At 39.2% G+C, this 25,678-nt stretch carries 25 protein-coding genes; 4 read left to right on the top strand and 21 right to left on the bottom strand.

Translation table 11 applies throughout. The features are described from left to right. Nucleotides 1–49 precede the first annotated feature (49 nt). Nucleotides 50–559, bottom strand: coding sequence for a peptidylprolyl isomerase (locus tag INP93_RS05850; protein ID WP_005699853.1), 510 nt, complete (start codon nt 557–559; stop codon nt 50–52). A gap of 107 nt (nt 560–666) precedes the next feature. On the opposite strand from INP93_RS05850, the gene cysS reads away from it, so the two are divergent. Continuing rightward, complete coding sequence (gene cysS, locus INP93_RS05845) at nt 667–2,046, top strand: cysteine--tRNA ligase (protein ID WP_197544386.1); 1,380 nt, start codon at nt 667–669, stop codon at nt 2,044–2,046. A gap of 62 nt (nt 2,047–2,108) precedes the next feature. On the opposite strand, the gene INP93_RS05840 is transcribed toward cysS, so the two are convergent. Further along, nucleotides 2,109–2,450 carry a hypothetical protein gene (locus tag INP93_RS05840; protein ID WP_049370109.1) on the bottom strand — a complete coding sequence of 114 codons (342 nt, stop codon included), beginning with the start codon at nt 2,448–2,450 and terminating at the stop codon, nt 2,109–2,111. 112 nt (nt 2,451–2,562) lie between these two features. Here INP93_RS05840 and INP93_RS05835 point away from each other — a divergent pair, with 112 nt between their 5' ends. Next, nucleotides 2,563–3,111 (top strand): sigma-70 family RNA polymerase sigma factor, encoded by a 549-nt coding sequence (locus tag INP93_RS05835; RefSeq protein ID WP_049370108.1) that lies wholly within the window; start codon nt 2,563–2,565, stop codon nt 3,109–3,111. 11 nt (nt 3,112–3,122) lie between these two features. Continuing rightward, entirely contained in the window at nt 3,123–3,290 is a 168-nt protein-coding gene (locus INP93_RS05830; protein ID WP_049366225.1) for a zf-HC2 domain-containing protein, read from the top strand. 33 nt (nt 3,291–3,323) lie between these two features. On the opposite strand, the gene INP93_RS05825 is transcribed toward INP93_RS05830, so the two are convergent. Beyond that, complete coding sequence (locus INP93_RS05825) at nt 3,324–3,884, bottom strand: YtfJ family protein (protein ID WP_197544385.1); 561 nt, start codon at nt 3,882–3,884, stop codon at nt 3,324–3,326. 111 nt (nt 3,885–3,995) lie between these two features. Between INP93_RS05825 and INP93_RS05820 the strand changes: the two genes are divergently transcribed. Beyond that, the gene (locus tag INP93_RS05820; protein WP_197544384.1) at nt 3,996–4,322 is read left to right on the top strand and encodes a zinc ribbon domain-containing protein YjdM; all 327 of its coding nucleotides are present in this window, start codon (nt 3,996–3,998) and stop codon (nt 4,320–4,322) included. Nucleotides 4,323–4,390: 68 nt separating this feature from the next. On the opposite strand, the gene pheA is transcribed toward INP93_RS05820, so the two are convergent. The 18 genes from pheA to mraZ form a co-directional block, all read right to left on the bottom strand. Next, entirely contained in the window at nt 4,391–5,548 is a 1,158-nt protein-coding gene (gene pheA, locus INP93_RS05815; protein WP_197544383.1) for a prephenate dehydratase, read from the bottom strand. Between the two features lie 8 nt (nt 5,549–5,556). Then, nucleotides 5,557–7,197 (bottom strand): bifunctional UDP-sugar hydrolase/5'-nucleotidase UshA, encoded by a 1,641-nt coding sequence (gene ushA, locus INP93_RS05810; RefSeq protein WP_197544382.1) that lies wholly within the window; start codon nt 7,195–7,197, stop codon nt 5,557–5,559. Between the two features lie 121 nt (nt 7,198–7,318). Continuing rightward, nucleotides 7,319–8,236: a UDP-3-O-acyl-N-acetylglucosamine deacetylase gene (gene lpxC, locus INP93_RS05805; protein ID WP_049370105.1), complete on the bottom strand. Its 918-nt coding sequence runs from the start codon at nt 8,234–8,236 to the stop codon at nt 7,319–7,321. Between the two features lie 41 nt (nt 8,237–8,277). Beyond that, nucleotides 8,278–9,585: a cell division protein FtsZ gene (gene ftsZ, locus INP93_RS05800; RefSeq protein ID WP_197544381.1), complete on the bottom strand. Its 1,308-nt coding sequence runs from the start codon at nt 9,583–9,585 to the stop codon at nt 8,278–8,280. 86 nt (nt 9,586–9,671) lie between these two features. Beyond that, entirely contained in the window at nt 9,672–10,946 is a 1,275-nt protein-coding gene (gene ftsA / locus INP93_RS05795) for a cell division protein FtsA (protein ID WP_005697680.1), read from the bottom strand. A 28-nt stretch (nt 10,947–10,974) separates the two neighbouring features. Continuing rightward, entirely contained in the window at nt 10,975–11,760 is a 786-nt protein-coding gene (locus tag INP93_RS05790) for a cell division protein FtsQ/DivIB (RefSeq protein ID WP_197544380.1), read from the bottom strand. Next, nucleotides 11,760–12,680 (bottom strand): D-alanine--D-alanine ligase, encoded by a 921-nt coding sequence (locus INP93_RS05785; protein ID WP_197544379.1) that lies wholly within the window; start codon nt 12,678–12,680, stop codon nt 11,760–11,762. Before INP93_RS05785 ends, INP93_RS05790 begins: the two co-directional genes overlap by 1 nt. Nucleotides 12,681–12,740: 60 nt before the next feature. After that, on the bottom strand, nt 12,741–14,168 hold the full coding sequence (gene murC / locus INP93_RS05780; RefSeq protein WP_197544378.1) for a UDP-N-acetylmuramate--L-alanine ligase: 1,428 nt from the start codon (nt 14,166–14,168) through the stop codon (nt 12,741–12,743). A 71-nt stretch (nt 14,169–14,239) separates the two neighbouring features. Continuing rightward, nucleotides 14,240–15,292 (bottom strand): undecaprenyldiphospho-muramoylpentapeptide beta-N-acetylglucosaminyltransferase, encoded by a 1,053-nt coding sequence (murG, locus tag INP93_RS05775; protein WP_197544377.1) that lies wholly within the window; start codon nt 15,290–15,292, stop codon nt 14,240–14,242. A gap of 8 nt (nt 15,293–15,300) precedes the next feature. Next, nucleotides 15,301–16,485, bottom strand: coding sequence for a putative lipid II flippase FtsW (gene ftsW, locus INP93_RS05770; protein WP_049366214.1), 1,185 nt, complete (start codon nt 16,483–16,485; stop codon nt 15,301–15,303). Between the two features lie 15 nt (nt 16,486–16,500). After that, nucleotides 16,501–17,814, bottom strand: a complete 1,314-nt coding sequence (gene murD / locus INP93_RS05765; protein WP_197544376.1) for a UDP-N-acetylmuramoyl-L-alanine--D-glutamate ligase — start codon at nt 17,812–17,814, stop codon at nt 16,501–16,503. Nucleotides 17,815–17,876: 62 nt separating this feature from the next. Then, entirely contained in the window at nt 17,877–18,959 is a 1,083-nt protein-coding gene (mraY, locus tag INP93_RS05760; protein WP_005696533.1) for a phospho-N-acetylmuramoyl-pentapeptide-transferase, read from the bottom strand. Next, on the bottom strand, nt 18,953–20,323 hold the full coding sequence (gene murF / locus INP93_RS05755; RefSeq protein ID WP_197544375.1) for a UDP-N-acetylmuramoyl-tripeptide--D-alanyl-D-alanine ligase: 1,371 nt from the start codon (nt 20,321–20,323) through the stop codon (nt 18,953–18,955). Before murF ends, mraY begins: the two co-directional genes overlap by 7 nt. An 8-nt stretch (nt 20,324–20,331) precedes the next feature. Then, the gene (gene murE / locus INP93_RS05750) at nt 20,332–21,801 is read right to left on the bottom strand and encodes a UDP-N-acetylmuramoyl-L-alanyl-D-glutamate--2,6-diaminopimelate ligase (protein WP_197544374.1); all 1,470 of its coding nucleotides are present in this window, start codon (nt 21,799–21,801) and stop codon (nt 20,332–20,334) included. Nucleotides 21,802–21,815: 14 nt separating this feature from the next. Then, complete coding sequence (locus tag INP93_RS05745; protein ID WP_197544373.1) at nt 21,816–23,636, bottom strand: penicillin-binding transpeptidase domain-containing protein; 1,821 nt, start codon at nt 23,634–23,636, stop codon at nt 21,816–21,818. A 14-nt stretch (nt 23,637–23,650) separates the two neighbouring features. Then, nucleotides 23,651–23,971, bottom strand: a complete 321-nt coding sequence (ftsL, locus tag INP93_RS05740) for a cell division protein FtsL (RefSeq protein WP_014065025.1) — start codon at nt 23,969–23,971, stop codon at nt 23,651–23,653. Nucleotide 23,972: 1 nt separating this feature from the next. Next, nucleotides 23,973–24,941, bottom strand: a complete 969-nt coding sequence (rsmH, locus tag INP93_RS05735; RefSeq protein WP_197544372.1) for a 16S rRNA (cytosine(1402)-N(4))-methyltransferase RsmH — start codon at nt 24,939–24,941, stop codon at nt 23,973–23,975. A gap of 84 nt (nt 24,942–25,025) precedes the next feature. Further along, nucleotides 25,026–25,484, bottom strand: a complete 459-nt coding sequence (mraZ, locus tag INP93_RS05730) for a division/cell wall cluster transcriptional repressor MraZ (protein WP_005696540.1) — start codon at nt 25,482–25,484, stop codon at nt 25,026–25,028. Between the last annotated feature and the right edge of the window lie 194 nt (nt 25,485–25,678).

Genomic DNA, 25,678 nt, shown 5'->3' with positions numbered 1-25,678 from the left:
CACTTAAGAAAAAAAGGTGTGTAGATTACGCATCCACACACCGAATTAATTATTCTACAGAAACTGATGTAATCACGACATCTTCTGTTGGAACGTCTTGGTGGAAACCTTTATTGCCGGTTTTTACTTTCTTGATTTTATCAACCACATCCATGCCTTCAACCACTTCACCGAATACGGCATAGCCCCATTCTTGCACGACTTCACGGCCAAACATCTCTTTTGAACGGTAGTTTAAGAAGTCATTATCTGCCACGTTAATAAAGAATTGTGCCGTTGCAGAATGTGGATCAGAGGTACGCGCCATGGCGATTGTGCCACGTTTATTGCTTAAACGATTGTTAGCTTCATTTTGGATCGGTGCGTTTGTTGCTTTTTCACGCATTCCGCTTTCCATACCACCACCTTGGATCATAAATCCATCAATAACACGGTGGAAAATTGTGTTATTATAGAAACCGTTTTTACAATAATTTAAAAAGTTTTCTGCGGTGATTGGCGCTTTATCAAAATCAAGTTTAATTTTAATATCGCCAAAATTTGTGTGTAATGTAACCATGTTGTTTTCCTCTTGAAAATTAAGGTATTCATTATTCCACAAATGGCGAGAAAGTGCCACCATGAGCAGAAAAAGTGCGGTCGGATTCCAATCAGAAGAGAAAAAATATGTTAAAGATCTTTAATACCCTCACTCGAGAAAAAGAAGTGTTCAAACCTATCCATGAAGGAAAAGTGGGTATGTATGTGTGCGGCGTGACCGTTTACGATTTATGCCATATTGGCCACGGCCGTACCTTTGTATGTTTTGATGTGATTGCTCGCTATTTACGCTCTTTAGGCTACGATTTGACTTATGTGCGTAATATCACGGATGTAGACGATAAAATCATTAAACGTGCATTAGAAAACAAAGAAACCTGCGATCAACTTGTGGATCGTATGGTGCAAGAAATGTATAAAGATTTTGATGCATTAAACGTATTACGCCCTGATTTTGAGCCTCGTGCAACACACCATATCCCTGAAATTATTGAAATTGTGGAAAAATTGATTGCTCGTGGCCATGCTTATGTTGCAGACAATGGCGACGTGATGTTTGATGTGGAAAGCTTTAAAGAATACGGCAAATTATCGCGCCAAGATCTCGACCAATTACAAGCCGGTGCACGTATTGAAATTAATGAAATCAAGAAAAACCCAATGGATTTCGTGCTTTGGAAAATGTCGAAAGAAAACGAACCAAGCTGGCCATCACCATGGGGTGCGGGCCGTCCAGGTTGGCACATTGAATGTTCAGCAATGAACTGCAAACAACTTGGCGAACATTTTGATATTCACGGTGGCGGTTCTGACCTAATGTTCCCGCATCACGAAAATGAAATCGCCCAATCTTGCTGTGCTCATGGGGGCCAATATGTGAATTATTGGATCCATTCTGGCATGATTATGGTAGATAAAGAAAAAATGTCGAAATCCCTCGGCAACTTCTTCACTATTCGTGATGTATTAAACCACTACAATGCAGAAGCGGTGCGTTATTTCTTATTAACAGCACACTATCGCAGCCAACTCAATTATAGTGAAGAAAACCTGAATTTAGCACAAAGTGCATTAGAACGTTTGTACACCGCTTTACGTGGCACCGATCAAAGTGCGGTTGCTTTTGGTGGTGAAAATTTTGTGGAAGCCTTCCGTGAGGCAATGGATGATGATTTCAATACACCGAATGCCCTTTCTGTCTTATTTGAAATGGCTCGTGAAATCAATAAATTGAAAACTGAAGATACAGAAAAAGCCAATGGTCTTGCTGCTCGTTTACGTGAATTAGCGGGTATCTTAGGTTTACTTCAACAAGATCCAGAAAAATTCTTACAAGCGGGCTCTGACGATGATGAAGTCGCAAAAATTGAAGCGCTCATCAAACAACGCAACGAAGCGCGTGCTGCTAAAGATTGGGCTGCTGCAGATGCGGCTCGTAATGAACTCACTGCAATGGGAATTGTGTTAGAAGACGGCCCTAACGGCACGACGTGGCGTAAACAATAATCTCACTTTGATACAAAAACTGCGGTCAAATTGACCGCAGTTTTTCTTTTAAGAAGAAAGCATTACATTTTCGGTTTTTCCATTGTTTTTGCTTTTTTCTTCATTTCTTTTGCTTTCATTTCTTTTGTTTTCATATCATCAGATTTCATTCCTTCTGATTTCATATTATCCATTTTCATGTCGTGAGATTTCATATCATGAGATTTCATCATCCCATCAGATGCCATTTTGTCATTTTGCATTGGCATAGCGTCTTTTGTCATCGGCATGGAATCTTTTGTCATCGGCATGGAATCTTTTGCCATCGACATTTCATTAGATTTCATATCGGTCGCATAAAGACTGGTTGCGAAGAAAAGTGCAGCAATAGCAGTAAAGGTTGTTTTTGAAGTAATATTTTTCATTTTGAATCTTCCTTAATTTGTGAATAATTAGCATTGGATGGAAAGGTTTCCCCTTTCATTATCATTAGACGAATGAGAAATCTATTTCTTACACTTTTTTCAAGGAAAAAATATGAAAACTGGAATTTCCAATAAAGACTTGGCTCAAATTAGAGAGCAAATGCTGAAATTTGCCACATTACAGGTGGGCGATTCTGTATTAGCTGAAGATTTGGTGCAAGAGAGTTTTTTAAGTGCATTTAACCATCTTGAGCAATTTAAACGACAAGCGGCATTTAAGACCTGGGTCTTTGCTATCTTAAAAAATAAAATCATTGATTTTCTTCGTCAGAAAGGCAAATTAGTGCTAGAAACCGAAATTGAAGATGAAGAACAAACTAATCATTTCTTTGATGAAGGGGGCCACTGGAAAGCTGAACATTCTCCACTCGATCTCGAACTGAGCGAAAGTGCGGTCTATTCTGAAGAATTCTGGCTGATTTTTGAAACTTGCTTAACTTGCCTGCCAGCCAAACAAGCCAAGATTTTTATGATGAGAGAGTTTTTGGAATTATCTTCCGAAGAAATTTGCCAAGAAAATCAACTAAGCATAAGTAACTTGCACACGACACTCTATCGTGCTCGCTTACAACTTCAAAACTGCTTATCTCATAAACTTTAAGGAGTGATTTTATGAAATGTCGCCAAGCGACTCGACTCATTTCAGATGCGCAAGAACGCTCATTAATGACTAAAGAAAAAATTGGGCTCAATTTGCATCTTGCCATCTGTACACATTGCCGTAAATTTCAACGAAATTGTGGCACATTGAGAAAATTAATGAAGGATTTCAAAGGATAAAAAAGCGGAAGAGAACTTCCGCTTATTACTCTATTACTTCGCCATTAATGCTGTTGCACGTGAAATCACTTCTTTGACTTCATCATCCGTCAATTTACCTTCTTTCACAAATTGCACCTTGCCGGTTTTATCAAGCAAAATAATCACGCTGTCTTTTTCACGTAATCCCCACGCATTTTTGACCGCACTTTTATCATCTAAAATCACTTGGCTATGGGCATTTTCTTTTTTGCCTTTTTCTGCGCTACTTTTCACAAACATACCCGTGCCCACAACGGCATCATCAGCATTAATAATGGTCGTGGTTTGATATTTGGCTTGGTTAAAATGAGCAGCTTTGATGGCTTCGATCATCGCTTGATTTTTCTCTTTTGCCGCACTTCTACCTGCAATATGCTGAATCACACGGACTTTGCCAGGTAATGCCGTTGAGCTCCACGATTTATACGCTACATCATTGCCATTTAAAGTGATTTCGCCTTTATCCGAAACCGTTACATTGGCTAAAAGTTGATTTGGTTGGATATTGTGCGCGAATGCATTGATTGAGATTAAACTGCCCATCACTGTACTCAAAAGCATAATTTTTTTCATAAATACCTCATAAATTCCGTGAAATTGCCCATTTTTTGGCGAATAGTCACTTTTTTGTTATACTCCGTGCGCATTATACTTGGCTTAAATCAGATAAAGAAGGAAAAAGAAATGGATCAAATGCCAGCTTGCCCAAAATGTAAAGGCAAATATGTTTATCATGATTCTGTAAATTTTGTTTGCCCTGATTGTGGTAATGAGTGGAATGGTAATGAAACAGTTGAAGTCGATGAAGATCAACTAATTGTTAAAGACAGCAACGGTAACTTGTTAGCCGATGGTGATGATGTGCTTTTAATTAAAGATTTAAAATTAAAAGGTTCATCTGAAGTGTTGAAGAAAGGCACAAAATTCAAAAATATCCGTTTAGTTAATGGAGATCACAACGTCGATTGTGGCAAAATCATGTTGAAATCAGAGTTCTTGAAAAAAGCTTAAGATTTCCCAATAAAAAGAGCGGTCGATTTTAACGTTGTTTTAAATCGACCGCTCTTTTTTTATTTTCGTTATACCTTCGCAGGCTTCACTATTTCACTTGGGTAACAACCAAGTACTTTCAGATAATTACTGAATTGTTTAAGCTCTTCCAAGGCAATTTGGGTATCAGGATGATGAATATTTCCTTCAATTTCTAAATAGAACATTTCTTCCCAAGGCTTGCCATAAATAGGACGAGATTCAAGCTTGGTCATATTAATACCGTGCTTTTTAAACACAAGTAAAGCATCCACTAGAGAACCCGCTTGTTGCGATGTTGTCATTAACAATAAAGTTTTCGTATGAATTTGCGGTGAAACTTCTCGAGCTTGTTTAGCTACCACAATAAAACGAGTGATATTGTTCTCTTGGTTAGCAATATTATGTTTTAACACATGTAAGCCGTAAAGCTTGCCACCATCTTCATTACCTAATGCCGCAATATTAGGTTTATTCAAGCTTGCCACAAGCTGCATTGCATGAGAGCTACTTTCGCAGTACTCAATATGCACACGCTCAAGACTTTGAATAAATTGACTACACTGCTGGATTACCTGTGGATGGCTATAAAGTGTATCAATTTTGCTTAAATCATCCTGCTCATTCACTAAAACACAGTGCTTGATAGGATAAGCCAACTCCCCTACCAATGATAAGCTAGTATGTTGAAGCAAATCATAAACTTCATTAATTGCACCTGATGTGGTGTTTTCTAAAGGAAGTACACCATAATCAGCTTCCCCACTTTCAACTTTTTCAAAAATTTGAGCAAAGGAATCGCAACTGATTTCAGCAAATTGTTGATGGTAACGAGCCGCATAGTTACGCGCAGCCAAATTAGAGTAAGAACCACGTTTGCCTAAGAAAGCGATATGTAACGTTTCTTCTCGTTGCTCATTGAGTTTTTTCTGTAAATACACTTGTTGTGTTAACACAGAATCTTCAATAATCTTTTGGAAGACTGACGTAATATACTGTGATTCAAGCTGATAATTTTGGCTTTCAGAAAATTGCACAAGCTCTTGCAAGAGCTGTTGCTCACGCTCCAAATCGCGTAACGCTTTTTGCGTCACTTCTTTGCTTCTTACTACATCATATGCCAGGCGATGACGCTCTGACAGCAGCTTTAACAAGCTGCGATCAATTTGCGTAATTTGCTGACGAATTTCTGATAAATCTAATGCCATTTCATTCCTTACTTAAAGGTTACTTCATTATGAGGGATGTATTTTTCAGCATTAATAGGTGAATTTTTCTCAAAAAATTCTTTTAAAACATCCGCATCAATAAAACCTGTGTTAACAAAAGTTGGATTTTTTGTCATGACTGGATAACCATCTCCACCTGCTGCATTATAGCTTGGTACAGAAATACGGTAAGTTTTATTTAAATCCAATGGTTTGCCTTGAATTTTCACATTTTCAACTTTCTTCTCCGCACGATTCACTGTCATGCTGATACCTGAATATTGTGCATAAGCACCAGAATCCACTTCTTTCAATGCCACCACATTTAAATAATCCAGTAATTCTTTACCGGTTAATTCAAAATAGCTCACAATATTACCAAATGGATGAATTTTTAAAATGTCTTTATAAGTCACATCACCTTCTTGGATAGAATCACGAATACCACCTGAGTTCATGATACCAATGTCTGCTTTCGCTTTTTGGCGTTGTGCTTCTGCAATTAAGTGACCAAGGTTAGTTTGTTCAAAACGAATAATGGTACGATCACCTTCTAACTTACCGTTTAATTTCCCCACTTTTTGGCTTAATAAAGCATCTCCTTTATCTTGGTAAGATTTTAAAAGTTTTTCCATTTCTGGATCTTGTGGAATCTCTTCGGCATAATTCACATATTCTGTTTTGCCATCTTCTTTTTTCACTTTTTTCTTCAAGTTCACTGGAATTAATTGATAATTCACTAATTTTAATTCACCATTTTTGAACTCAAAGTCTGCACGACCAACATATTTACCCCATTCAAAGGCTTGCATAATCCAAGTACCATTTTGGAAATCGGGTTTACATGGTTGAGTAGGTTGATAATCTTTAATCCATACACCTTTATCATCCATGCAAATCGGATCATGGCTGTGACCACCAATAATCATATCGAATGCGCCTTTATCTAAATTACGTGCAAGACTCACATCACCCGGCGCATTTGAACCATGTTTCGCATCATAGTAATAGCCCATATGTGTTAAAGCGATTTTTACATCTGGCTTAACTTTTTCATTTAGCTCTTTTAATGTGGCTTTTGCTACTGTTGTTGGGTCTTCAAACTTCACATTGTGAAGATATTCTGGGTTACCTAATTTTGCAGTATCCTCTGTGGTTAAACCCACCACGGCAATTTTAAGATCTTGTTTATTTAAAATGGTATAAGGCTTAACTAAGGTTTTACCTGTTTTAGTATTAATCACGTTTGCAGATAAGAATGGGAAGTTTGCCCATTTTTCTTGCATATCAAGAATTTGTAATGGATTATCAAACTCGTGATTACCTAATACGGTTGCTTCATAACCCATTGCATTCATTGCTTTAATATCAGGTTCTGCTGTTTGCATATCTGACTCAGGTACACCAGTATTAAAATCACCTGCATTTAATAAAACGAGTGAGCCACCTTTTTGCTCCACTTCAGCTTTTACGCGATTAACAATTGTTTTGTGTGCTGGAAAGCCATATTCGCCTCTTGCATTCGGCCAAAAATGTCCGTGCGTATCATTTGTGTGCAATATGGTAAATTGATAGGTTTTATCTTGTTCATATGCCATTGCAGCAGAAGTTGCTAGCACAAGAGGAAGCACGGTAAATAATTTTTTCATAATAAAAATATCTCTATTTTTGACCGCTCTTTACCTTCGCCGAAAACAAAAATAACAGAGCAAGATGGGAAATAAAAAAGCTATACTCCCGAAAGAAGTATAGCTTTTCACCAAAACATTGTTAGATGAGTACCTGGGCAGGTGCAACATAACCTTGTGGAACTTGTTTCTTATCTTCAAAGGTAACAAATTCCCACGCTTCCTGATCGGCAAGTACAGCACGGAGTAACTTATTATTTAAGCCATGACCAGATTTATAAGCTTTGAAATCACCGATAATGTTATAGCCACACATATAAAGATCGCCAATCGCATCAAGCATTTTATGACGTACTAATTCATCTCTGAAGCGTAATCCGTCTTCATTTAAGATACGGTAATCATCTAATACGATGGCATTATCTAGGCTACCACCTAATGCAAGACCTTGAGATTGAAGATACTCAATATCTTTCATGAAACCAAAGGTTCTTGCACGACTAATTTGATGTACGAATGCCTGTGCTGAGAAATCCATCACGTAATTGCGTACATTTTTACTAATCGCAGGATGATCAAAGTCGATTGTGAAATCTAAACGGAAACCATTATAAGGTTTGAATTCTGCCCATTTGTCACCGTCTTCTACTCGTACCTTTTTCTTAATACGAATAAATTTCTTCGGTGCATTTTGTTCTTCAATACCTGCATCTAAAAGCAAGTAAATGAATGGGCTTGCACTACCGTCCATGATTGGAATTTCAGGTGCATCAACTTCAATAATAATATTATCGATACCTAAACCTGCTAATGCTGCGTTTAAGTGTTCTACGGTTGAAACACGCACACCTTGTTCATTCACAAGTGCAGTACAAAGCATTGTATCGCGCACTGAATCCGCATTCGCAGGGAAGGTTACTGGCGGATTAAGATCGGTACGGCAGTAAATCACACCAGTATTTGGCATAGCCGGACGCAACGTTAACGTTACTTTTTTACCGCTATGTAAGCCTACACCTGTGACTTTAATGCTTTGTTTTAATGTTCTTTGTTTAATCATCTCTTTTACCTTATTGCTTCACAACAAGATTACTTCTACTCTTATTTCTCATCACGACCAAATGATGCCGGATTAAAGAAATTAGGATTATTTCTTAACTGTTCTAAACGGCTTGGATCAAGCGGTTTATTTAAGTTACCGTATTGTAGATTTTGTTCCTGTACTGGTTCTGGCTGTGGATTATGTCTTAATGCATCTAAACCATGTAAACCAACTGGCGGTTGTGGCTGAATTGTTTCTTGCGCTACAGGTTGTTGAACTGGCGCTTGTTGTACAGCTGCTTGAGGACGAGCAATCACTACTGGCTCAGCCGCAACAACATCACCTAAACCTGTTGCAACGATCGTTACACGAATTTCATTGCTCATTTCAGGAACTAAACTGGTACCCACTACGATAGTTGCGTCTTCAGATGCAAAACTACCTACTGTGTCACCTACCACGTTAAATTCGTCAAAGCCGAGATCCATACCTGAGGTAATATTAACAAGGATACCCTTAGCGTTAGAAAGATCGACTTTCTCTAATAAATCATTTTTAATTGCAAGACGTGCTGCTTCTTCTGCACGGCCTGCGCCTGGTTCACTTTGAGCTGAACCGAAACCAATCATTGCTTGGCCCATTTCCGACATAACTGTTCTTACGTCTGCGAAGTCCACGTTGATTAAACCTGGAGATGTAATCATATCGGAGATGCCCATAACAGAGTTACGTAATACGTCATTTGCAGCAGCAAAAGCATCAATTAACGTTGCATTTTTCGGGAGAACTTTTTGGATTTGTTGGTTAGGAATAATGATCATTGAATCCACATATTGTGAAAGATCTTTAATCCCTAATTCAGCAAATTGCATACGTTTTTTGCCTTCAAAGCTAAATGGCTTAGTAACAACAGCAACGGTTAAAATACCTAATTCTTTCGCAACTTTAGCGACGATTGGTGCGGCACCAGTACCTGTACCACCGCCCATACCAGCAGCGATAAAGACCATGTCTGCACCTTCAAGCATTTTACGGATTTCTTCTTGGTCATCTTCAGCCGCTTTACGACCTACATTTGGGTTTGCCCCCGCTCCAAGACCTTTCGTTGTTGCCCCACCGATTTGTACAGTTTGTTGAACTTGGCTTTTGCGTAATGCTTGCGCATCGGTATTCACCGCATAGAATACGATTTTACCGTGTTCTTCGCTATCAATTGCACTTTCGCCCAAGAAATTACCATTAAATTCCTGTTGCACCATGTTAGCAACCATGTGGTTAACTGCGTTACCGCCGCCTCCACCGACACCGACAACCTTAATCAGTGCACCTGTTTGCTCTTCAAAATCACCATACTCTGGGTATAACATTTGCTGTTCTCCGTTACTGCTAATACTCTGCTAGCACATTAATAAAAGTTAAATTTTTTCTATTGTAAATGAAAAAGCCAAAATGATCAAAATTCTGATTTCACTTTATTGAAAATATTTTTAAGACCTTTCCAGAATTTTTTGCCTAATGCTTCATCGCCATAGTTACTATCCACAGGATCATTATCACTATTTTGATGATGGTATTGTAATAATCCCACCACAGTTGAATATTGTGGGCGATTTACATAATCTGTTAAACCCGTAATATTTAATGGACTACCAATACGTACCTGACAACCAAATACACTTGATGCACAATCTTTTAAGTCTTCAATCTGTGCACCACCACCGGTGATAACAACACCCGCAATTAATTCAAATTTAATATGTTTGGTTTCTAAATCTGCTTTGAGCTTATCTAATTCGTCCTTAACAACGCCTAATAGTTCAATATATCTTGCTGAAGTGATTAAAGATAAATCACTTTTTGTTAACGCACGTGGTGCTCGACCACCAATACTTGCCACTTCAATTTTCTTATCACCATGTAAACGTGCCGGATATAATGCACTCGCATAATTCACTTTAATGCGCTCTGCCTCTGCACGAGAAACGGTACATGCATGAGCAATATCGTTCGTTACAATATTTCCTGCGTAAGGAATAACCTTGCTGAAACGCAATGAGCCATTGGTATAAACCATCATATTCATGGTGCCTGCACCGAAATCAACTAAGCAAACACCAAGATCTTTTTCATCTTCAGTTAAAACAGAATGTGTTGCTGCAAAGCCGGAGAACACCACTTTATCAACTTGTAATCCGCAACGCTCAACTGCTTTCTTTAAGTTATTTTGCCAGTCTTGGTGACACGCAATTAAGTGTACGTTTGCTTTTAAACGAACACCTTGTAAACCTAATGGATTTTTAATATTAACTTGCTTATCTACGGCATATTCTTGTGGAATGATGTGTAATAAAGAAAGACCCTCAGGTAATTTCACTGAACTCGCTGTATGTAAAGCATCATCAATTTCATCTTGAGTTACTTCATTTTCAGAAATAGCAACAAAGCCGCTCTCATTCAGACTTTGAATATGTTCACCTGTAATCGCAAGAGTTACGCTCATAATTTGACAATCGGCCATTGATTCAGCTGCTTCAATGGCACGTTGGATAGAATTAACAACGGCATCTAAATCAGTAATACTGCCACGATCAATCCCTTTTGATGGACAACTGCCCACGCCAAGTACATTTACTACGCCATCAGGAAGGACTTCCCCAACGACAGCAACAACTTTTGATGTACCAACTTCAAGACCTACAATTACTTTCGGTTCCAACTCTTTTGCCATTTTCTTATTACACCCAATGAATTATTTTTTATTTCTCTGTCAATCCAACCGCTGCTGATGCAGATGCATAGCGCAAATCTACATAATCAATTCGTTTACCTTCAGGCACTTCAATTTGTGGATAAATCGTTACAAATCGATCTAATTTTGGTTTCCAATCTCCGCGCCCAAGTTTTAATACTATATCATTATCTAACGTAACTTGCCACGCACCACGATCATCAATTGTCACACCTTTAACTAGCAAATTTTTCGCTTTAAAATCAGCAAAAATTTGATTCCAAGCTTCTAATACTTTTAAGCTTTGATAATCTGGGCCACCTAAATAAGGTAAAGCTTTTTCTTTTAACTTATCCATCGGCAATTGGAAAACCGTTCCCTCTTTTGTGACGAACTCTGTTTTGTTCCAAATGGCGACTGGCTGATATTCTGATAACCAGATACTTAAACGATTTGGCCAAATTTTACGAACTACCGCACCTTTTACCCAAGGAATTGTTTCAAGCTGCTCTTGAATTTGCTTAACGTCCTGTCCCCAGAAGCCCTTAAGTGAACCCATTTTGAGTAATACATCTTGCACATCCGGATAAGTAGTAAATTCATTTTGGCCCACTAATGCATAGGCAGTGATTTTTCTATCACCGTCTAAGCTTTCCAGCCAATTTTGCCAGTTTGAATAAACGAAATACCCTAACCCCGCACAAAGTAACACCAAAGCAAGTTTAATCTGCAGCATAAAACGGAATTTACCTTCTCCATTAGATGAGCGACCAAATTGCGTTGGCGGTGTATTTTTGCGCTTAATTACATTCATTACGCACTCAACTCCAAAATTTTCACGACGAGTTGTTCAAATGAAATACCGACTGTTGACGCTGATTTAGGGAACAAACTGTGACTTGTCATGCCAGGATTTGTGTTTACTTCGACTAAACGGAAATTACCTTGTGCATCAGTCATCACATCAATGCGGCTCCAGCCACGACATCCTACAACGTCATAAGCACGTTTAACTAATTTCGCTAATTCTTGCTCACGCTCAGCTGAAAGACCGGCAGGGCAAAAATATTGAGTGTTATCTGAAATATATTTCGCATCGTAATCATAAAACTCACCTTCAGGCACAATGCGAACAGCAGGCAATACTTCGCCACCTAAAACAGGCACTGTTAATTCATCGCCAGCCAACCATTCTTCAATCAAAATGGTGTTATCAAATTTAAGTGCATAATCGACCGCACTTTTTAATTCTTCGACTGCTTTTACTTTCGTTAAACCGACACTTGACCCCTCAAGAGATGGCTTAACCATCAAAGGTAAACCTAATTTTTCGACCACAGCTTGTGGGTTTAGTTCGTGAGCGTTTTCTTTGGTCACGATCTCCATATCAGCGACAGGTAAACCAAAGGCTTTCCATAACATTTTAGTGCGCATTTTATCCATGGTTAACGCGGAAGCCATCACACCACAACCAGTGTAAGGCAAACCAATTTGTTCTAATAAACCTTGCATGGTACCATCTTCACCACCGCGACCATGTAAAATGTTAAAGACACGATCAAAACCATCTGCTTTTAAATTCGCGACATTATATTCTTTAGGATCGATACCGTTCGCATTATAACCTTGACTCACTAATGCATTTAACACAGCTGCACCAGAATTAAGAGATACTTCACGTTCAGCTGATGTGCCGCCTAACAACACGGCAATTTTTTCTTGTTTTAAATTCATTGTTTTATCCTGTTTTCCTTTTATTCTTCATTGAAAAGTGCGGTTATTTTTTCGATGTATTTATGCTTTCCAACGCTCTGCTAAACCACGAGAAATTTTGCTTACACTTCCCGCACCTTGGGCAAGAATTAAATCACCATCTTGAATAATTTGATCTAATACATCACCAAGTTGTTCCGTATCAGAAACTAAAATTGGATCGACTTTTCCTAGGTTACGAATAGAACGACAAAGTGCTTTGCTATCTGCACCTACGATTGGCGTTTCGCCTGCCGCATATACATCTAACATAATCAATGCATCCACTTGGGATAATACCTGCACGAAATCATCAAATAAATCGCGAGTACGTGAATAACGGTGAGGTTGGAAAATCATCACAATACGTTTATCTCCCCAGCCTTCACGTGCTGCTTTGATTGTCACGCCAACTTCTGTTGGGTGATGGCCATAATCATCCACTAAGCGTACTTTACCATTTGGACGAATAAACTCGCCTAATTGGTCAAAACGTCTGCCCGCACCTTGGAAATCAGCAAGCGCTTCTAAAATCGCTTCATTGCCAATGCCTTCTTCTTTTGCGACTGCAAGTGCTGCGGTTGCATTTAACGCATTGTGTTTACCCGGTACATTTAATAATACATTAATACGCTCACCACTTGGACAAACTACGGTGTAATGACCTTGGAAACCCGTTTGTTCATAATCTTCGATACGATAATCAGCATGTTCACTGAAACCATAGGTTAATACTTGACGTCCAACTTGAGGAGCTAGTTCCATTAACACAGCATCATCAGCACACATCACCGCTAAGCCATAGAACGGCAAGTTATGTAAGAATTTTACATAGGTGGCTTTCATTTTCTCAAAGTCACCTTCATAGGTATCCATATGATCCGGTTCAATATTGGTCACCACAGAAACCATTGGTTGTAAGTGTAAGAAAGAGGCATCACTTTCATCTGCTTCAGCGATTAAATAACGGCTTGCACCTAAATGTGCATTTTTACCGGCTGATTTAACTAAACCACCATTAACAAAAGTTGGATCCAGTTTCGCTTGAGTATAAATCATCGAAATCATAGCTGTAGTAGTGGTTTTACCATGGGTACCTGCTACCGCAATACCATGACGGAAACGCATAATTTCAGCCAACATTTGTGCTCGCTGAATCACTGGAATACGATTTTGTTTTGCGGCGATTAATTCAGGGTTATCTTCATGGATCGCACTTGATACAACTACTACACTTGCCCCTTGCACATTTTCAGCTTGGTGATCGATGAAAATTTTTGCGCCCGCTTGAGCTAGACGCTGAGTTACAACACCATCTGCAATATCCGAACCAGAGATATCATAACCTTCATTTAATAAAATTTCGGCAATTCCACTCATACCGGCACCACCGATACCAATGAAATGAATTTGTTGAACTCGACGCATCTCAGGGATAATCTTTCTAATTTCGTCCGAAATATGTTTCATATTATTTCACCTTTATTTTGAACCGCACTTTTAGATTAAGGGTTTATTTACTCCCCTTAACTTCTCTGTTCTTATTTCGCATTCTCTACGATGACGTCAGCTACACGTTTAGCCGCTAATGGTGCTGACATTTCTTTTGCTTTAATCGCCATCGCTAACAAAGTTTCACGATCTGTTTTTTCTAAGAAATCAACTAACACATCCGCATTTAATTCATTTTGCTGAACGATTTTTGCTGCACCTACATCGGCAAGATATTTCGCGTTTAAATATTGCTGTTGATCTTTATGCTGAAATGGCACGAAAATCGCTGGCGCACCTACTGCAGCCAATTCACATACCGTTAAAGCACCAGAGCGACAAATTACCACATCTGCCCATGCGTAGGCTTCCGCCATATCATCGATAAACTCTGTAATTTTAACAGAGTCTGCGTGTTCACCATAAAGTGCGGTCACACTTTCAACTGAACCTTTACCCACTTGATGACGCACTTCTAATTTATCTGCCAAACGCGCAACCACTTGTGGAATCGTTTGATTGAGCACTCGAGCCCCTTGACTTCCCCCCACGACAAGCACTCTCAGTTTTCCACTTCTCTCTGAAAAACGCGCTTGTGGTGATGGCATTTCAAATAAATCTTGGCGAACCGGGTTTCCTACAACTTCGGCATCTTTAAATGCCGTTGGGAAAGCTTGTAATACACGTGTCGCAATTTTTGCTAACCATTCATTAGTTAAGCCCGCTACGGCATTTTGTTCATGTAAAATAACCGGCACGCCACAAAGTTTTGCCGCGATGCCACCCGGGCCAGATACATAACCGCCCATACCCAATACCGCATTAGGTTGATATTCTTGAATAATTTTACGAGCTTGCAATACTGCTCTTAAAATAGCAAAAGGGGCACCAAGTAATGCTTTAATGCCTTTACCACGCAACCCTGAAATTTGAATGAAACGAATCGGAATACCATGTTTTGGTACAAGCTGTGCTTCCATGCGATCTTTGGTGCCTAACCAACAAATTTCCCAACCTTCTTTTTGTAAGGTTTGAGCAACCGCGATGGCGGGAAAAACATGTCCACCAGTACCACCCGCCATAACTAATAATTTTTTACTCATAAATATTCCTAATCATCTCTCAAACGCGCTTGACCGCCACGTTGTAATCTATTTTCATGGTCAATACGCAATAAAATCCCTACGGTTGCCGACATAATAATGATACTTGAACCACCGTAACTCACTAATGGAAAGGTTAAACCTTTTGTTGGTAACATCCCTAAGGCCATGCCTAGATTGACAAAACCTTGGAAGAAAATCCAGAAACTAATACCTAAAGCAAAAAAGCCACGGAAACGTTGTTCTAACATGAGTGATTCTCGTCCGATTTTCATCGCTCGGAAAATCAGTAACCCTAAGAGAATCACAACTACTAAAATACCAATAAAACCGAACTCTTCACCAATAATCGCCATGATAAAGTCAGTATGAGCCTCAGGAAGATAATCGAGTTTTTGAATGGAGTTACCGAGCCCTTCTCCGCTAATTTCACCACGACCAAAGGCCATCAAAGAGTTAGTCAGCTGGAATCCTGTTCCGTATGGATCTTTAAATGGCTCTAAGAAACCGGTAAAACGTTTTAAACGATAAGAGGCAGAGAGAACCAGCCATACAAAGAGAAGTATGCCTGTACCAATTAGCAAAATAAATTGCCAAAAATTTGCACCGACAATAAAAAGCATGCCAAAGGTAATAACGAAAAGTACAACGGTACTCCCTAAGTCAGGCTGAGCTAGTAAGAATATCCCTAATACGCCCATCACAATGAAAGGCTTAGCCGCACTGAATTTTTTACCACGTACTTCATCATAACGACGCGTAAAATAGCTCGCCAGGAAACAAGTTAAAGCTAACTTCGCAAATTCCGCAGGCTGGAAATTTAAAATTCCTAAAGAAATCCAACGTTTAGCCCCATTAACAGAAGTCCCGATGCCAAGAACCAGTATTAGTAAAACAATAGCTAATAAGAAAACTTTTGCGTGCCACTTTTCCCATTGAGAGGAAGAAATTTGGAGAGTTAAATAACAAGTTGCTAAAGAAAGTAAGACATACACGGCATCACGTTTAGCAAAATAGAATGTATCATTAAATACGCGTGCACTGTAAGGCATCGAAGCAGAAGTTACCGCCACCAAACCAATCAGCAATAGCACGACAAAAAGCCAAAACAATGCGCGATCATAGAGCAACCCTTGCGGCGTCACTCTCGCCCATTGTTCATAATTTTGTTTAATTTTATTGATAAATTCCATTACTACCCTAATTCTTTAAGCTAATTTTGCTAAACGAGTAAACTCTTCGCCACGTTTTTCAAAAGAGGCAAATTGATCCAAACTTGCACAAGCAGGAGATAATAACACCATATCGCCTGATTTTAAATGTGGACGTAAAAATGAAATGGCTTGTTCCATAGTTTCAAACAAATGGCTTTGACTTGAAAGTGCGGCTAGTTGTTTGCCATCACGACCAAAGCAATAGGTTGAAATATGAGGCTGATTGATTAAATCCTTTAACTCAGAAAAATCTGCACCTTTACCATCACCACCTAATAAAAGGTGTAACGTTCCCTCAACATATAAACCCGCTAATGCTGCAACGGTGCTGCCTACATTAGTGGCTTTGGAATCATTAATCCAACGAACACCATTCGCTTGATGCGCTAATTGGAAACGATGATCTAAGCCTTTAAATTGACGAAGTGCGGTACGAATTGCCTCTAAATTTATGCCTACTGCTTGCGCTAATGCCGTTGCTGCTAAAATATTCATGTAATTATGACGACCAACCAAGGTTGCTTCATCACAAGGTAAAATGACTTCCTCTTTTGCCATTAAGTACTGTTTACCATTTTCGGTTTTCAACCAGTAATCCGCTTGATTTTCAGCAAAAGACACCACCTTCTTAGCCTGATTTTCACCTTCGCCAAAAGTGAGTTTATCTTCTAAATTCACTACTGCTGTTTCTGCATTGTGGTAAATGCGTAATTTTGCTTGTCGATAATCTTCTAAATCCACATAGCGATCCATGTGATCTTCAGTCACATTAAGCACAGTCGCTGCAGCCGCTTTCAAACTATAAGTGGTTTCAAGTTGGAAACTGGAAAGTTCTAATACATAAAGATCGCAATCTTCATTTAATAATGACAACGCAGGGATGCCAATGTTTCCACCCATGCCCACTTTTATTCCCGCAGCTTTCGCCATTTCATAGACTAATGTTGTTACAGTGCTTTTACCGTTAGAGCCTGTAATCCCGACAATTGGCTTGGTGGCAGCTCGACAGAATAATTCGATATCCCCAATCACTTCCACACCCGCTGAAAGTGCGGTCTGAATTTCAGGTGTTTTTACTGCTAGCCCTGGGCTAATGACAATAATATCGCTTTCAAGTAACCATTGTTGATTTAGGCTACCTGTATGTAAGGGAACATTTTTAGGTAATTTATCCGCACCTGCTGGATGTTGACGTGTATCAATCACTCGGATGTTAGCTTGTTGAGATTGAAGATATTCAACGCAAGAAAGACCTGTTTTTCCGAGGCCTATGATGGTGATAGTTTTATTTTGATATAGAGTTGTCATGTTGTTTTTCTTCTCTCGTATTCTGGGAGCACGCAGGGTGCAACAAGTGCACCCTACAAAAATTATCTTAGTTTGAGCGTTACAAGCCCCATCAATACCAACATCAAGGAAATAATCCAAAACCGAATAATCACTCGAGGTTCTGGCCAACCTTTTAATTCAAAGTGGTGATGAATTGGTGCCATTCTAAAAATACGTTGTTTTCTTAATTTGTAAGAACCCACTTGTAAAATTACAGACAAGGCTTCAACAACAAATACACCGCCCATAATCACTAATAAGAATTCTTGACGAACAAGGATGGCAACAACACCAAGTGCACCACCAAGTGCTAGAGAGCCAACATCACCCATAAAGACTTGAGCTGGATAAGTGTTAAACCATAAGAAACCTAAGCCTGCGCCTACGATTGCAGTACAGAATACCACCACTTCAGAACTATATTTGATATAAGGAATATGTAAGTATTCTGCAAAATTAACGTTACCGGTCGCCCATGCAATCAAAGCAAATGCACCAGCTACTAAAGCCGTTGGCATAATTGCAAGACCATCTAAGCCATCGGTTAAATTTACTGCATTACCTGTACCCACAATCACAAAGTAAGACAACACAATATAGAATAGACCTAATTGCGGCATGATATCTTTGAAGAATGGAATCACTAAACGAGTTGCATCGGTATCATGACCTAACCAATACAACCAAATGATCGCTACTAATGCCACCACTGACATCCAGAAATATTTCCAACGCGCAATTAAACCATCTGTATTTTTACGCGTGATTTTACGGAAATCATCCACAAAGCCAATTGCACCATAGCCAAATAACACAAATAAACAAATCCAAACATAAGGATTCGTTAAGTTAGCCCATAATAACGTACTCACACCGATGGAGAATAAAATCATCACACCGCCCATGGTTGGCGTACCTTTTTTCGCAAAGTGACTTTCAGGACCGTCATTACGCACTTCTTGACCAAATTTTAAAATTTGAAGGCGTTTGATCACTTTCGGACCAATCCATAAAGAAATGAAAAGTGCGGTTAATAATGCCAAAATCGCACGGACGGTAATATAGGAAATGGCATTAAATGCCGTTTCATAGCGAACTAAGTATTCAGCAAGCCAAACTAACATAAGCTATCCTTTAATGAATAAATCGTCTCTTCCATTTTCATTGAGCGAGAGCCTTTCGCTAACACGACGACTTTTTGGTTTTCTTGTAATTTCTGTTTAATAATATCTAACGCATAAGCTGTCAATTCAGCTTTATCTTTAAAATGTTTTCCCAAAACAGCTTCAGAAATGACCGCACTTTCTGTTCCGTAAGAAAGCACCAAATCTAATTGAGCTTGTTTTGCATGCTCACCCACTGCTTGATGACATTTTAGGCTATCCTCGCCTAATTCTTTCATATCCCCCACAAGTAGAATACGGAAAGCATCGTAACCTTTTAAAACATCAATCGCCGCTTGTAAAGAATCCACATTTGCATTGTAAGTATCATCTAATAGCAACAGATTTTCATTCACTTGAATCGGGAATAAACGCCCTTTTACTTGAGAACGGTGTTCAAGACCCGCTTTAACATCAGCAAGACTCGCGCCCACATTCATAGCAAGAGCCGTTGCTGCCAACGCATTTTTTACATTATGCTCACCTAAATAAGGCAAATTAATCTCAATGCTACCTTTTGGGGAAACTAACATAAACGTTGAGCCATTAGGTGAATGTTCTACGTTTTCAGCGTTGTAATCGCCACCATTAAAATATTGAATGGCATGAGAGCCAATTTCTTTTTGCCACAATTCAATATAATTATGTTCGCTGTTAATAATGGCCATACCATTTGGGGTTAAACCGCGATAGATTTCACCTTTAGCTCGAGCTACACCTTCAATGGAGCCAAATCCCTCTAAATGTGCAGCCGCTACATTATTCACTAATGCGGCCTCAGGCTGAGCAAGATGCGTGGTGTAATCAATTTCACCTTGATGATTGGCACCTAATTCAATAACGGCAAATTTATGTTGTTCGGTTAAGCGTAATAACGTTAATGGTACGCCAATATCATTGTTGAAATTACCATTTGTGAATAACACAGCTTCAGGATTGCCAGCTGTTTGTTGCAGAATGGATGCGGTCATCTCTTTCACCGTAGTTTTACCCGATGAACCTGTCATCGCTACGGTACGAGGATTAATTTTTTCACGTAACCATTTTGCTAATTGACCAAGGGCTAAGCGCGTATCTGCAACAACTAATTGTGGCGTGGCTATTTCGGTGTTAGCTTGTTGCACTACTAAGGCTGTCGCACCTTGCTCAACGGCTTTATCTAAGTATTGATGTGCATCAAAATGCTCACCTTTTAATGCAAAGAAAAGCGAGTTATATACAGCTTTACGCGTATCCGTATTAATATTTTCAACAACGACCTGCTCATCGCCAATAAGATCAGCATTTAAAATTTGAACAAGCTGTTGGGTAGTTAGTTTAATCATTCTGTTTTTTATTTTTTTGTTAAATAGGCTTTAGCTACTTCTTGATCGGAGAAATGAAGTGTTTTATCCCCAATGATCTGATAGTTTTCATGCCCTTTACCGGCAATAATAATCACATCATTTTCAACTGCATTCTCAATGGTAAATTTGATAGCTTCTTCACGATCCGGAATCACACCAACGTCTTCCAGGCGACTAAAACCAGTAAGTATATCTGCTTCAATTTTATTTGGGTCTTCTGTACGCGGATTATCTTGGGTTACGATCACTAAATCTGCAAACTGCTCAGCCGCTTTTGCCATTAGAGGACGCTTGCCTGCATCACGATCACCGCCACATCCAAAGATACACCAAAGTTTACCTTTACAATGTTCACGCGCGGCATTTAATGCTTTTTCCAATGCATCTGGAGTATGGGCATAATCAACGATAACTGTTGGTTTGCCTGCTTTCTTAATCAATTCCATTCTTCCATTTACTCCTTTTAGCTGTGAAACAGTACGTATAAGATCATCGAAAGAATAACCTAAAGCCAATAAAACAGCTGTGGCTAACAGCAGATTACTCACGTTAAAAGCGCCAATTAATGGGCTATGTAATGTGCCATTCCCCCAACTTGATGCAACATCAATTACCGCACCTTCATGAGTAAAACGAATTTGCGTAGCATAAAGCCATTGTTTAGATGTTGGATGGAAATCTGGGTGACAGCTGACTGCAATACCATTTGGTAATTCACCTAACCATGCAGCCCCAATTGGATCGTCAGCATTGAGAATTTGTAATTCGGGGGCTAAATCAATGAAAAAGCGTTTTTTAGCTTCTGCATACTTTTCCATTGTCTCGTGATAATCCAAATGATCACGACTTAAATTGGTAAAAATGGCGGCTTTAAATTTAAGGGCTTCAACACGGTGTTGAACTAAACCATGTGAAGACACTTCAATAGAAGCAAAATCTGCCCCATTCTCTACAAAATCAGCGAGGTTTTCTTGAACTTCAACGGCTGAACCTGTGGTGTTTTTTGCTTCTTTGACTTGACCTAATAAACCATTGCCAATGGTGCCCATGACAGCGGCTTTGTGGCCTAATAGCGTAGCCCATTGCGCTAATAATTGAGAAACCGTAGTTTTACCGTTTGTTCCAGTCACACCAACTAAAGTCAATTTTTCGGAAGGATTGTCATAAAATTGACCTGCCAATGCTGAAAGATGAACAGATAAATGATAGTAATGAATCACTGGCACATTATTTTGCCATTGGATGTTCAAATGCTCGTTTTCTAAATCTGTCTCTAAAACGACCACACTTGCACCAGAAGAAATAGCTTGAGGAACAAATTGACTCGCATCAAAACGATGCCCTTTGACTGCCACAAATAGATCTCCTTGAGTCACTTTGCGGCTATCTAACACCATCGCCTTCACATTAATGTCTGAAAGCACCGGAAGATCAAAAAGTGCGGTCAATTTTTTCATTGTTTTGCCTTTTTTTAATTCATTTTTTCAAGTTTTTGATCGCTTAAGCGAACGGTACGTCTTGCTGTTTTTTCTGTTGGTTCTGCATCTGGCGCAATACCATTCGCACGTAATGCATAGCCCATTATGCTTGAGAATACTGGCGCAGATACCGCACCACCATAGTACTGTCCAGCTTTCGGATCGTTAATCAAAATAACTAATGCATAACGTGGATCGCTAATTGGTGCAATACCCGCTGTAAATGCCACATATTTCTTAACATAGTGACCATTTTCAATTTTACGCGCTGTACCGGTTTTCGCGCCTACACGATACCCTTCAACCATCGCTCGTTTATTTTTGATCGCGACTTTTTCTAACATGCCCACTACGTCTTTCGTGATTTTCTCTGAGAATACACGTTGACCAATGACTGGTGGATCAACTTTCGTGATAGAAAGCGGACGATAAATCCCGAAGCTACCTAAAGTTGCATAAGCGCGTGCAATTTGTAATGGTGTTGAAGTGATACCATAACCATAAGCCACAGTAGCACGTTCGATATCTGCCCAACGTTTACGGTTTGCATTTAATACACCACGTTGTTCACCAATTAAGCCTAACTCTGTATCTTTACCTAAGCCCGCATTCTGGTAAGTTTCCATTAATGCAGAAGGTGGCATACGTAACGCAAGACGGCTTACACCACGGTTACTGGAGTTAATCAAAATTTCATCTAAGGTTTGTTGTGGGCGAGGTGCCACGTCCACAATTTCTTTACCACTTACGGTAAATGAACCTGTATTAATCACTTCATCACGTCTCGCTGCGCCACGTTGAAGTGCGGTCAAAACAACGAAAGGTTTTACTGTTGAACCTGGTTCGAAAGTATCCGTAATCGCACGGTTACGTTTTAATTCATCTTTCACATTAGCCAAGTTATTCGGGTTGTAAGAAGGCGCCGTCGCCATTGCTAATACTTCACCCGTACGCACATCAACCAACACCGCAGTACCAGATTCAGCTTTGTTCTCAGTTACCGCTTTTTTGATTTCACGATACACCATGGATTGCAATTTTTCATCGATACTTAAGGTTACATCTTGTGCATCGTATTTTTTCTCATCTGCAATATGCTCAACCACGTTACCACGTTTGTCTTTACGTACAACACGCGCACCGTCTTTCCCCACTAACATTGAGTTGAAACTTGCCTCAACCCCTTCAATCCCTTTACCATCGATGTTGGTAAAACCGATTAATTGAGCTGCTTCTTCTACACGAGGATAAAAACGACGAGGTTCTGTCTCTAATGAGATACCTTTAATTTTGAGTTCACGGATATAATTTGCCTTGCTCGCTTCTACTTGACGCGCTAAATACAAGAAACCTGATTTTGCATTTTTCTCAATTTTTTTCACCAACTCTGCTGGCGTCATATTTAATTCGTTTGCAAGGGCTTTAATGCGTTCTTTATCATCTAATGCATTTTCTTTTAACATTAAACGTGGTTCAGCCACAATGGCACTCATCGGTACACTCACCGATAACAATTGACCATTACGATCTAAAATTGAACCGCGAACAGAAAGGACGTCATCTTTACGTAATGAACGTTTGTCAGCTTCGCCAGAAAGGGTTTCAGAATTAACAGATTGCACATAAGCAGCACGAGCCACTAATGCGCCTAAGCCTAAGAAAATAAAACTTGTCGCAATAAGATAACGACCACGAAGGAAGCATTTCTCAAATACCATCTTCGGTTTATTTGGTTTTACTGACGCAGGTTGAGCCAATTTTCTAATTGTTTTCTTTGGCTTTCCTGGTTTCTTAGAGGAATTAAATCTAACCATTTTATTCAAAATCCCTATTCAAAAATAACCACTTCTTGTTCACTTTGAACACGTTGCATTTTTAATGTACCGATTGCAATGGATTCAACTCTTGTATTATCACTTTCGGTTGCTTCTTGTAATTGCAAATTGCGATATTCGTTTTCAAGGGCTTGGTGTTGTAATACCAACTGCCCGTTTTCAGAAATTAAGCCTCGTGTTTGGTGGGTCATCCAAATCGTGCCCATTGCAGAAGCTAAAATTAATAAAAGTAAGACGACAACTAATTTATTAGAAGAAAAAATATCTTCAACGAGAATATGTTGTAAAGGATAACGTTCGCTATTTTCTAACATCTTATTTCACCCTTTCCGCAATACGTAAAACCGCACTTCTTGAACGTGGATTTGCCGAAATTTCTGCCTCACTCGGCTGAATAGCTTTACCAATGATTTTTAATTTTTGATTGCGTTGAATTTGATCTTCACGTAATGGTAAGCCTCTCGGGATATCCTCGCCTTTACTTTGTTTACGCATAAAATGTTTTACCATTCTGTCTTCAAGTGAATGGAAACTGATAATCGATAAACGCCCTTCTGGTGCCAACATATCTAATGCAGAATTTAATACACTTTCTAATTCATCTAATTCCGCATTAATATAAATTCGAATGGCTTGGAAACTACGCGTCGCTGGATGCTTATGTTTATCTTTAAACGGTACGGCTTGAGCAATTAATTCAGCGAGTTGAGAAGTACGACTTAAACATTTTGTGCCATTTTTGACCGCACTTTTGTTGAACTCTACGATGGCAGTCGCAATTCGTTTTGCAAAACGCTCTTCACCGAAGGTTTTTAACACCCAAGTTAAATCATCAACAGATACCTGTTTTAGCCACTCTGCCGCTGATAAACCTTGTGTGGTATCCATGCGCATATCTAACGGGCCATCTTTCATAAAACTGAAACCACGTTCTGCTTCATCAAGCTGTGGAGATGATACGCCTAAATCCAGCAAAATACCGTCAATTTTACCAACTAAATCGAGTTTTTGACAGATATCTGGAATGTGTGAAAAGCTATTATGTTCAATATGAAAACGAGGGTCCTGAATTTTTTCAGCTTCAGCAATCGCACGTGGATCACGATCAACGGCAATCAAACGACCATTTTCAGAAAGTTGCGAGAGAATAAGGCGAGAATGACCACCACGACCAAAGGTACCATCGATATAAATTCCGTTTTCTTTCAACGCCAAACCATTCACCGCTTCGTGAAGCAAAACCGTGATATGTTCAGGTGCAGAAAAGGAATTTTGCGTAGTCATAAGTAAAAAGTAAACGTTAAATCAAAATCGATAAAGAGAAGATAGAGCGGCGCAAGCACCGCTTATCCTGCTAGTGCTGCTGTTCTATAATGACAGCATTTTTAGTTCTTCAGAAGCACCGAATTCAGCGCTTGAGCCAATTTCAATGTCCTCATCAATTTGAGCGTACCATTCAGTATCACTCCAAATTTCAAATTTGTTCAACTGCCCGACCAACATTAAGCCTTTTTCTAATTTTGCGTGTTGACGTAATGGACCACTTAATAAGATACGACCTTGCGCATCCATTTCACATTCTGTGGCATAACCAAGCATTACACGTTGTAAGCGGCGTTGATTTGGGTCAAAGTTGGAAAGTGAAAGTAGTTTTTGTTCGATTTTTTCCCATTCATCTAAAGGATAAAGTAATAAACAAGGCTGACGAATATCAACGGTACAAACCATTTGACCTTGGTTCTTTTCCATGATTTCAGCACGATAACGCGTAGGAATCGCTACACGACCCTTCGCATCTAAATTTACCGCTGCTGCACCACGAAACATTTCTCTACCTTTAAACGTTTATTTTTAGAAAAATTTGGCAGAATTTTCCACAAAATTCCACTTTTCACCACTTTGCGTAAGTTTATCGGTTGTAGCCTTAACTTGCAAGCAATTAAAACGTAAAGATTGGTAAATTTTGGCAATAAAATAAACAAAAAAACCGTCTAAGGTTTCCCTCAAACGGTTTTTCAATT

Origin of the sequence: Haemophilus parainfluenzae (assembly GCF_014931415.1) — a bacterium.
GTDB lineage: Bacteria > Pseudomonadota > Gammaproteobacteria > Enterobacterales > Pasteurellaceae > Haemophilus_D > Haemophilus_D parainfluenzae_AF.
The sequence above is the reverse complement of the archived record's forward strand: the minus strand, read 5'-3'. Positions and strand labels throughout refer to the sequence as shown.

Excerpts from the sequence above, each read along its gene's own strand:
- INP93_RS05850 (WP_005699853.1), bottom strand. The coding sequence starts at position 559 with ATGGTTACATTACACACAAATTTTGGCGATATTAAAATTAAACTTGAT.
- cysS (WP_197544386.1), top strand. The coding sequence starts at position 667 with ATGTTAAAGATCTTTAATACCCTCACTCGAGAAAAAGAAGTGTTCAAA.
- INP93_RS05840 (WP_049370109.1), bottom strand. The coding sequence starts at position 2,450 with ATGAAAAATATTACTTCAAAAACAACCTTTACTGCTATTGCTGCACTT.
- INP93_RS05835 (WP_049370108.1), top strand. The coding sequence starts at position 2,563 with ATGAAAACTGGAATTTCCAATAAAGACTTGGCTCAAATTAGAGAGCAA.
- INP93_RS05830 (WP_049366225.1), top strand. The coding sequence starts at position 3,123 with ATGAAATGTCGCCAAGCGACTCGACTCATTTCAGATGCGCAAGAACGC.
- INP93_RS05825 (WP_197544385.1), bottom strand. The coding sequence starts at position 3,884 with ATGAAAAAAATTATGCTTTTGAGTACAGTGATGGGCAGTTTAATCTCA.
- INP93_RS05820 (WP_197544384.1), top strand. The coding sequence starts at position 3,996 with ATGGATCAAATGCCAGCTTGCCCAAAATGTAAAGGCAAATATGTTTAT.
- pheA (WP_197544383.1), bottom strand. The coding sequence starts at position 5,548 with ATGGCATTAGATTTATCAGAAATTCGTCAGCAAATTACGCAAATTGAT.
- ushA (WP_197544382.1), bottom strand. The coding sequence starts at position 7,197 with ATGAAAAAATTATTTACCGTGCTTCCTCTTGTGCTAGCAACTTCTGCT.
- lpxC (WP_049370105.1), bottom strand. The coding sequence starts at position 8,236 with ATGATTAAACAAAGAACATTAAAACAAAGCATTAAAGTCACAGGTGTA.
- ftsZ (WP_197544381.1), bottom strand. The coding sequence starts at position 9,585 with ATGTTATACCCAGAGTATGGTGATTTTGAAGAGCAAACAGGTGCACTG.
- ftsA (WP_005697680.1), bottom strand. The coding sequence starts at position 10,946 with ATGGCAAAAGAGTTGGAACCGAAAGTAATTGTAGGTCTTGAAGTTGGT.
- INP93_RS05790 (WP_197544380.1), bottom strand. The coding sequence starts at position 11,760 with ATGAATGTAATTAAGCGCAAAAATACACCGCCAACGCAATTTGGTCGC.
- INP93_RS05785 (WP_197544379.1), bottom strand. The coding sequence starts at position 12,680 with ATGAATTTAAAACAAGAAAAAATTGCCGTGTTGTTAGGCGGCACATCA.
- murC (WP_197544378.1), bottom strand. The coding sequence starts at position 14,168 with ATGAAACATATTTCGGACGAAATTAGAAAGATTATCCCTGAGATGCGT.
- murG (WP_197544377.1), bottom strand. The coding sequence starts at position 15,292 with ATGAGTAAAAAATTATTAGTTATGGCGGGTGGTACTGGTGGACATGTT.
- ftsW (WP_049366214.1), bottom strand. The coding sequence starts at position 16,485 with ATGGAATTTATCAATAAAATTAAACAAAATTATGAACAATGGGCGAGA.
- murD (WP_197544376.1), bottom strand. The coding sequence starts at position 17,814 with ATGACAACTCTATATCAAAATAAAACTATCACCATCATAGGCCTCGGA.
- mraY (WP_005696533.1), bottom strand. The coding sequence starts at position 18,959 with ATGTTAGTTTGGCTTGCTGAATACTTAGTTCGCTATGAAACGGCATTT.
- murF (WP_197544375.1), bottom strand. The coding sequence starts at position 20,323 with ATGATTAAACTAACTACCCAACAGCTTGTTCAAATTTTAAATGCTGAT.
- murE (WP_197544374.1), bottom strand. The coding sequence starts at position 21,801 with ATGAAAAAATTGACCGCACTTTTTGATCTTCCGGTGCTTTCAGACATT.
- INP93_RS05745 (WP_197544373.1), bottom strand. The coding sequence starts at position 23,636 with ATGGTTAGATTTAATTCCTCTAAGAAACCAGGAAAGCCAAAGAAAACA.
- ftsL (WP_014065025.1), bottom strand. The coding sequence starts at position 23,971 with ATGTTAGAAAATAGCGAACGTTATCCTTTACAACATATTCTCGTTGAA.
- rsmH (WP_197544372.1), bottom strand. The coding sequence starts at position 24,941 with ATGACTACGCAAAATTCCTTTTCTGCACCTGAACATATCACGGTTTTG.
- mraZ (WP_005696540.1), bottom strand. The coding sequence starts at position 25,484 with ATGTTTCGTGGTGCAGCAGCGGTAAATTTAGATGCGAAGGGTCGTGTA.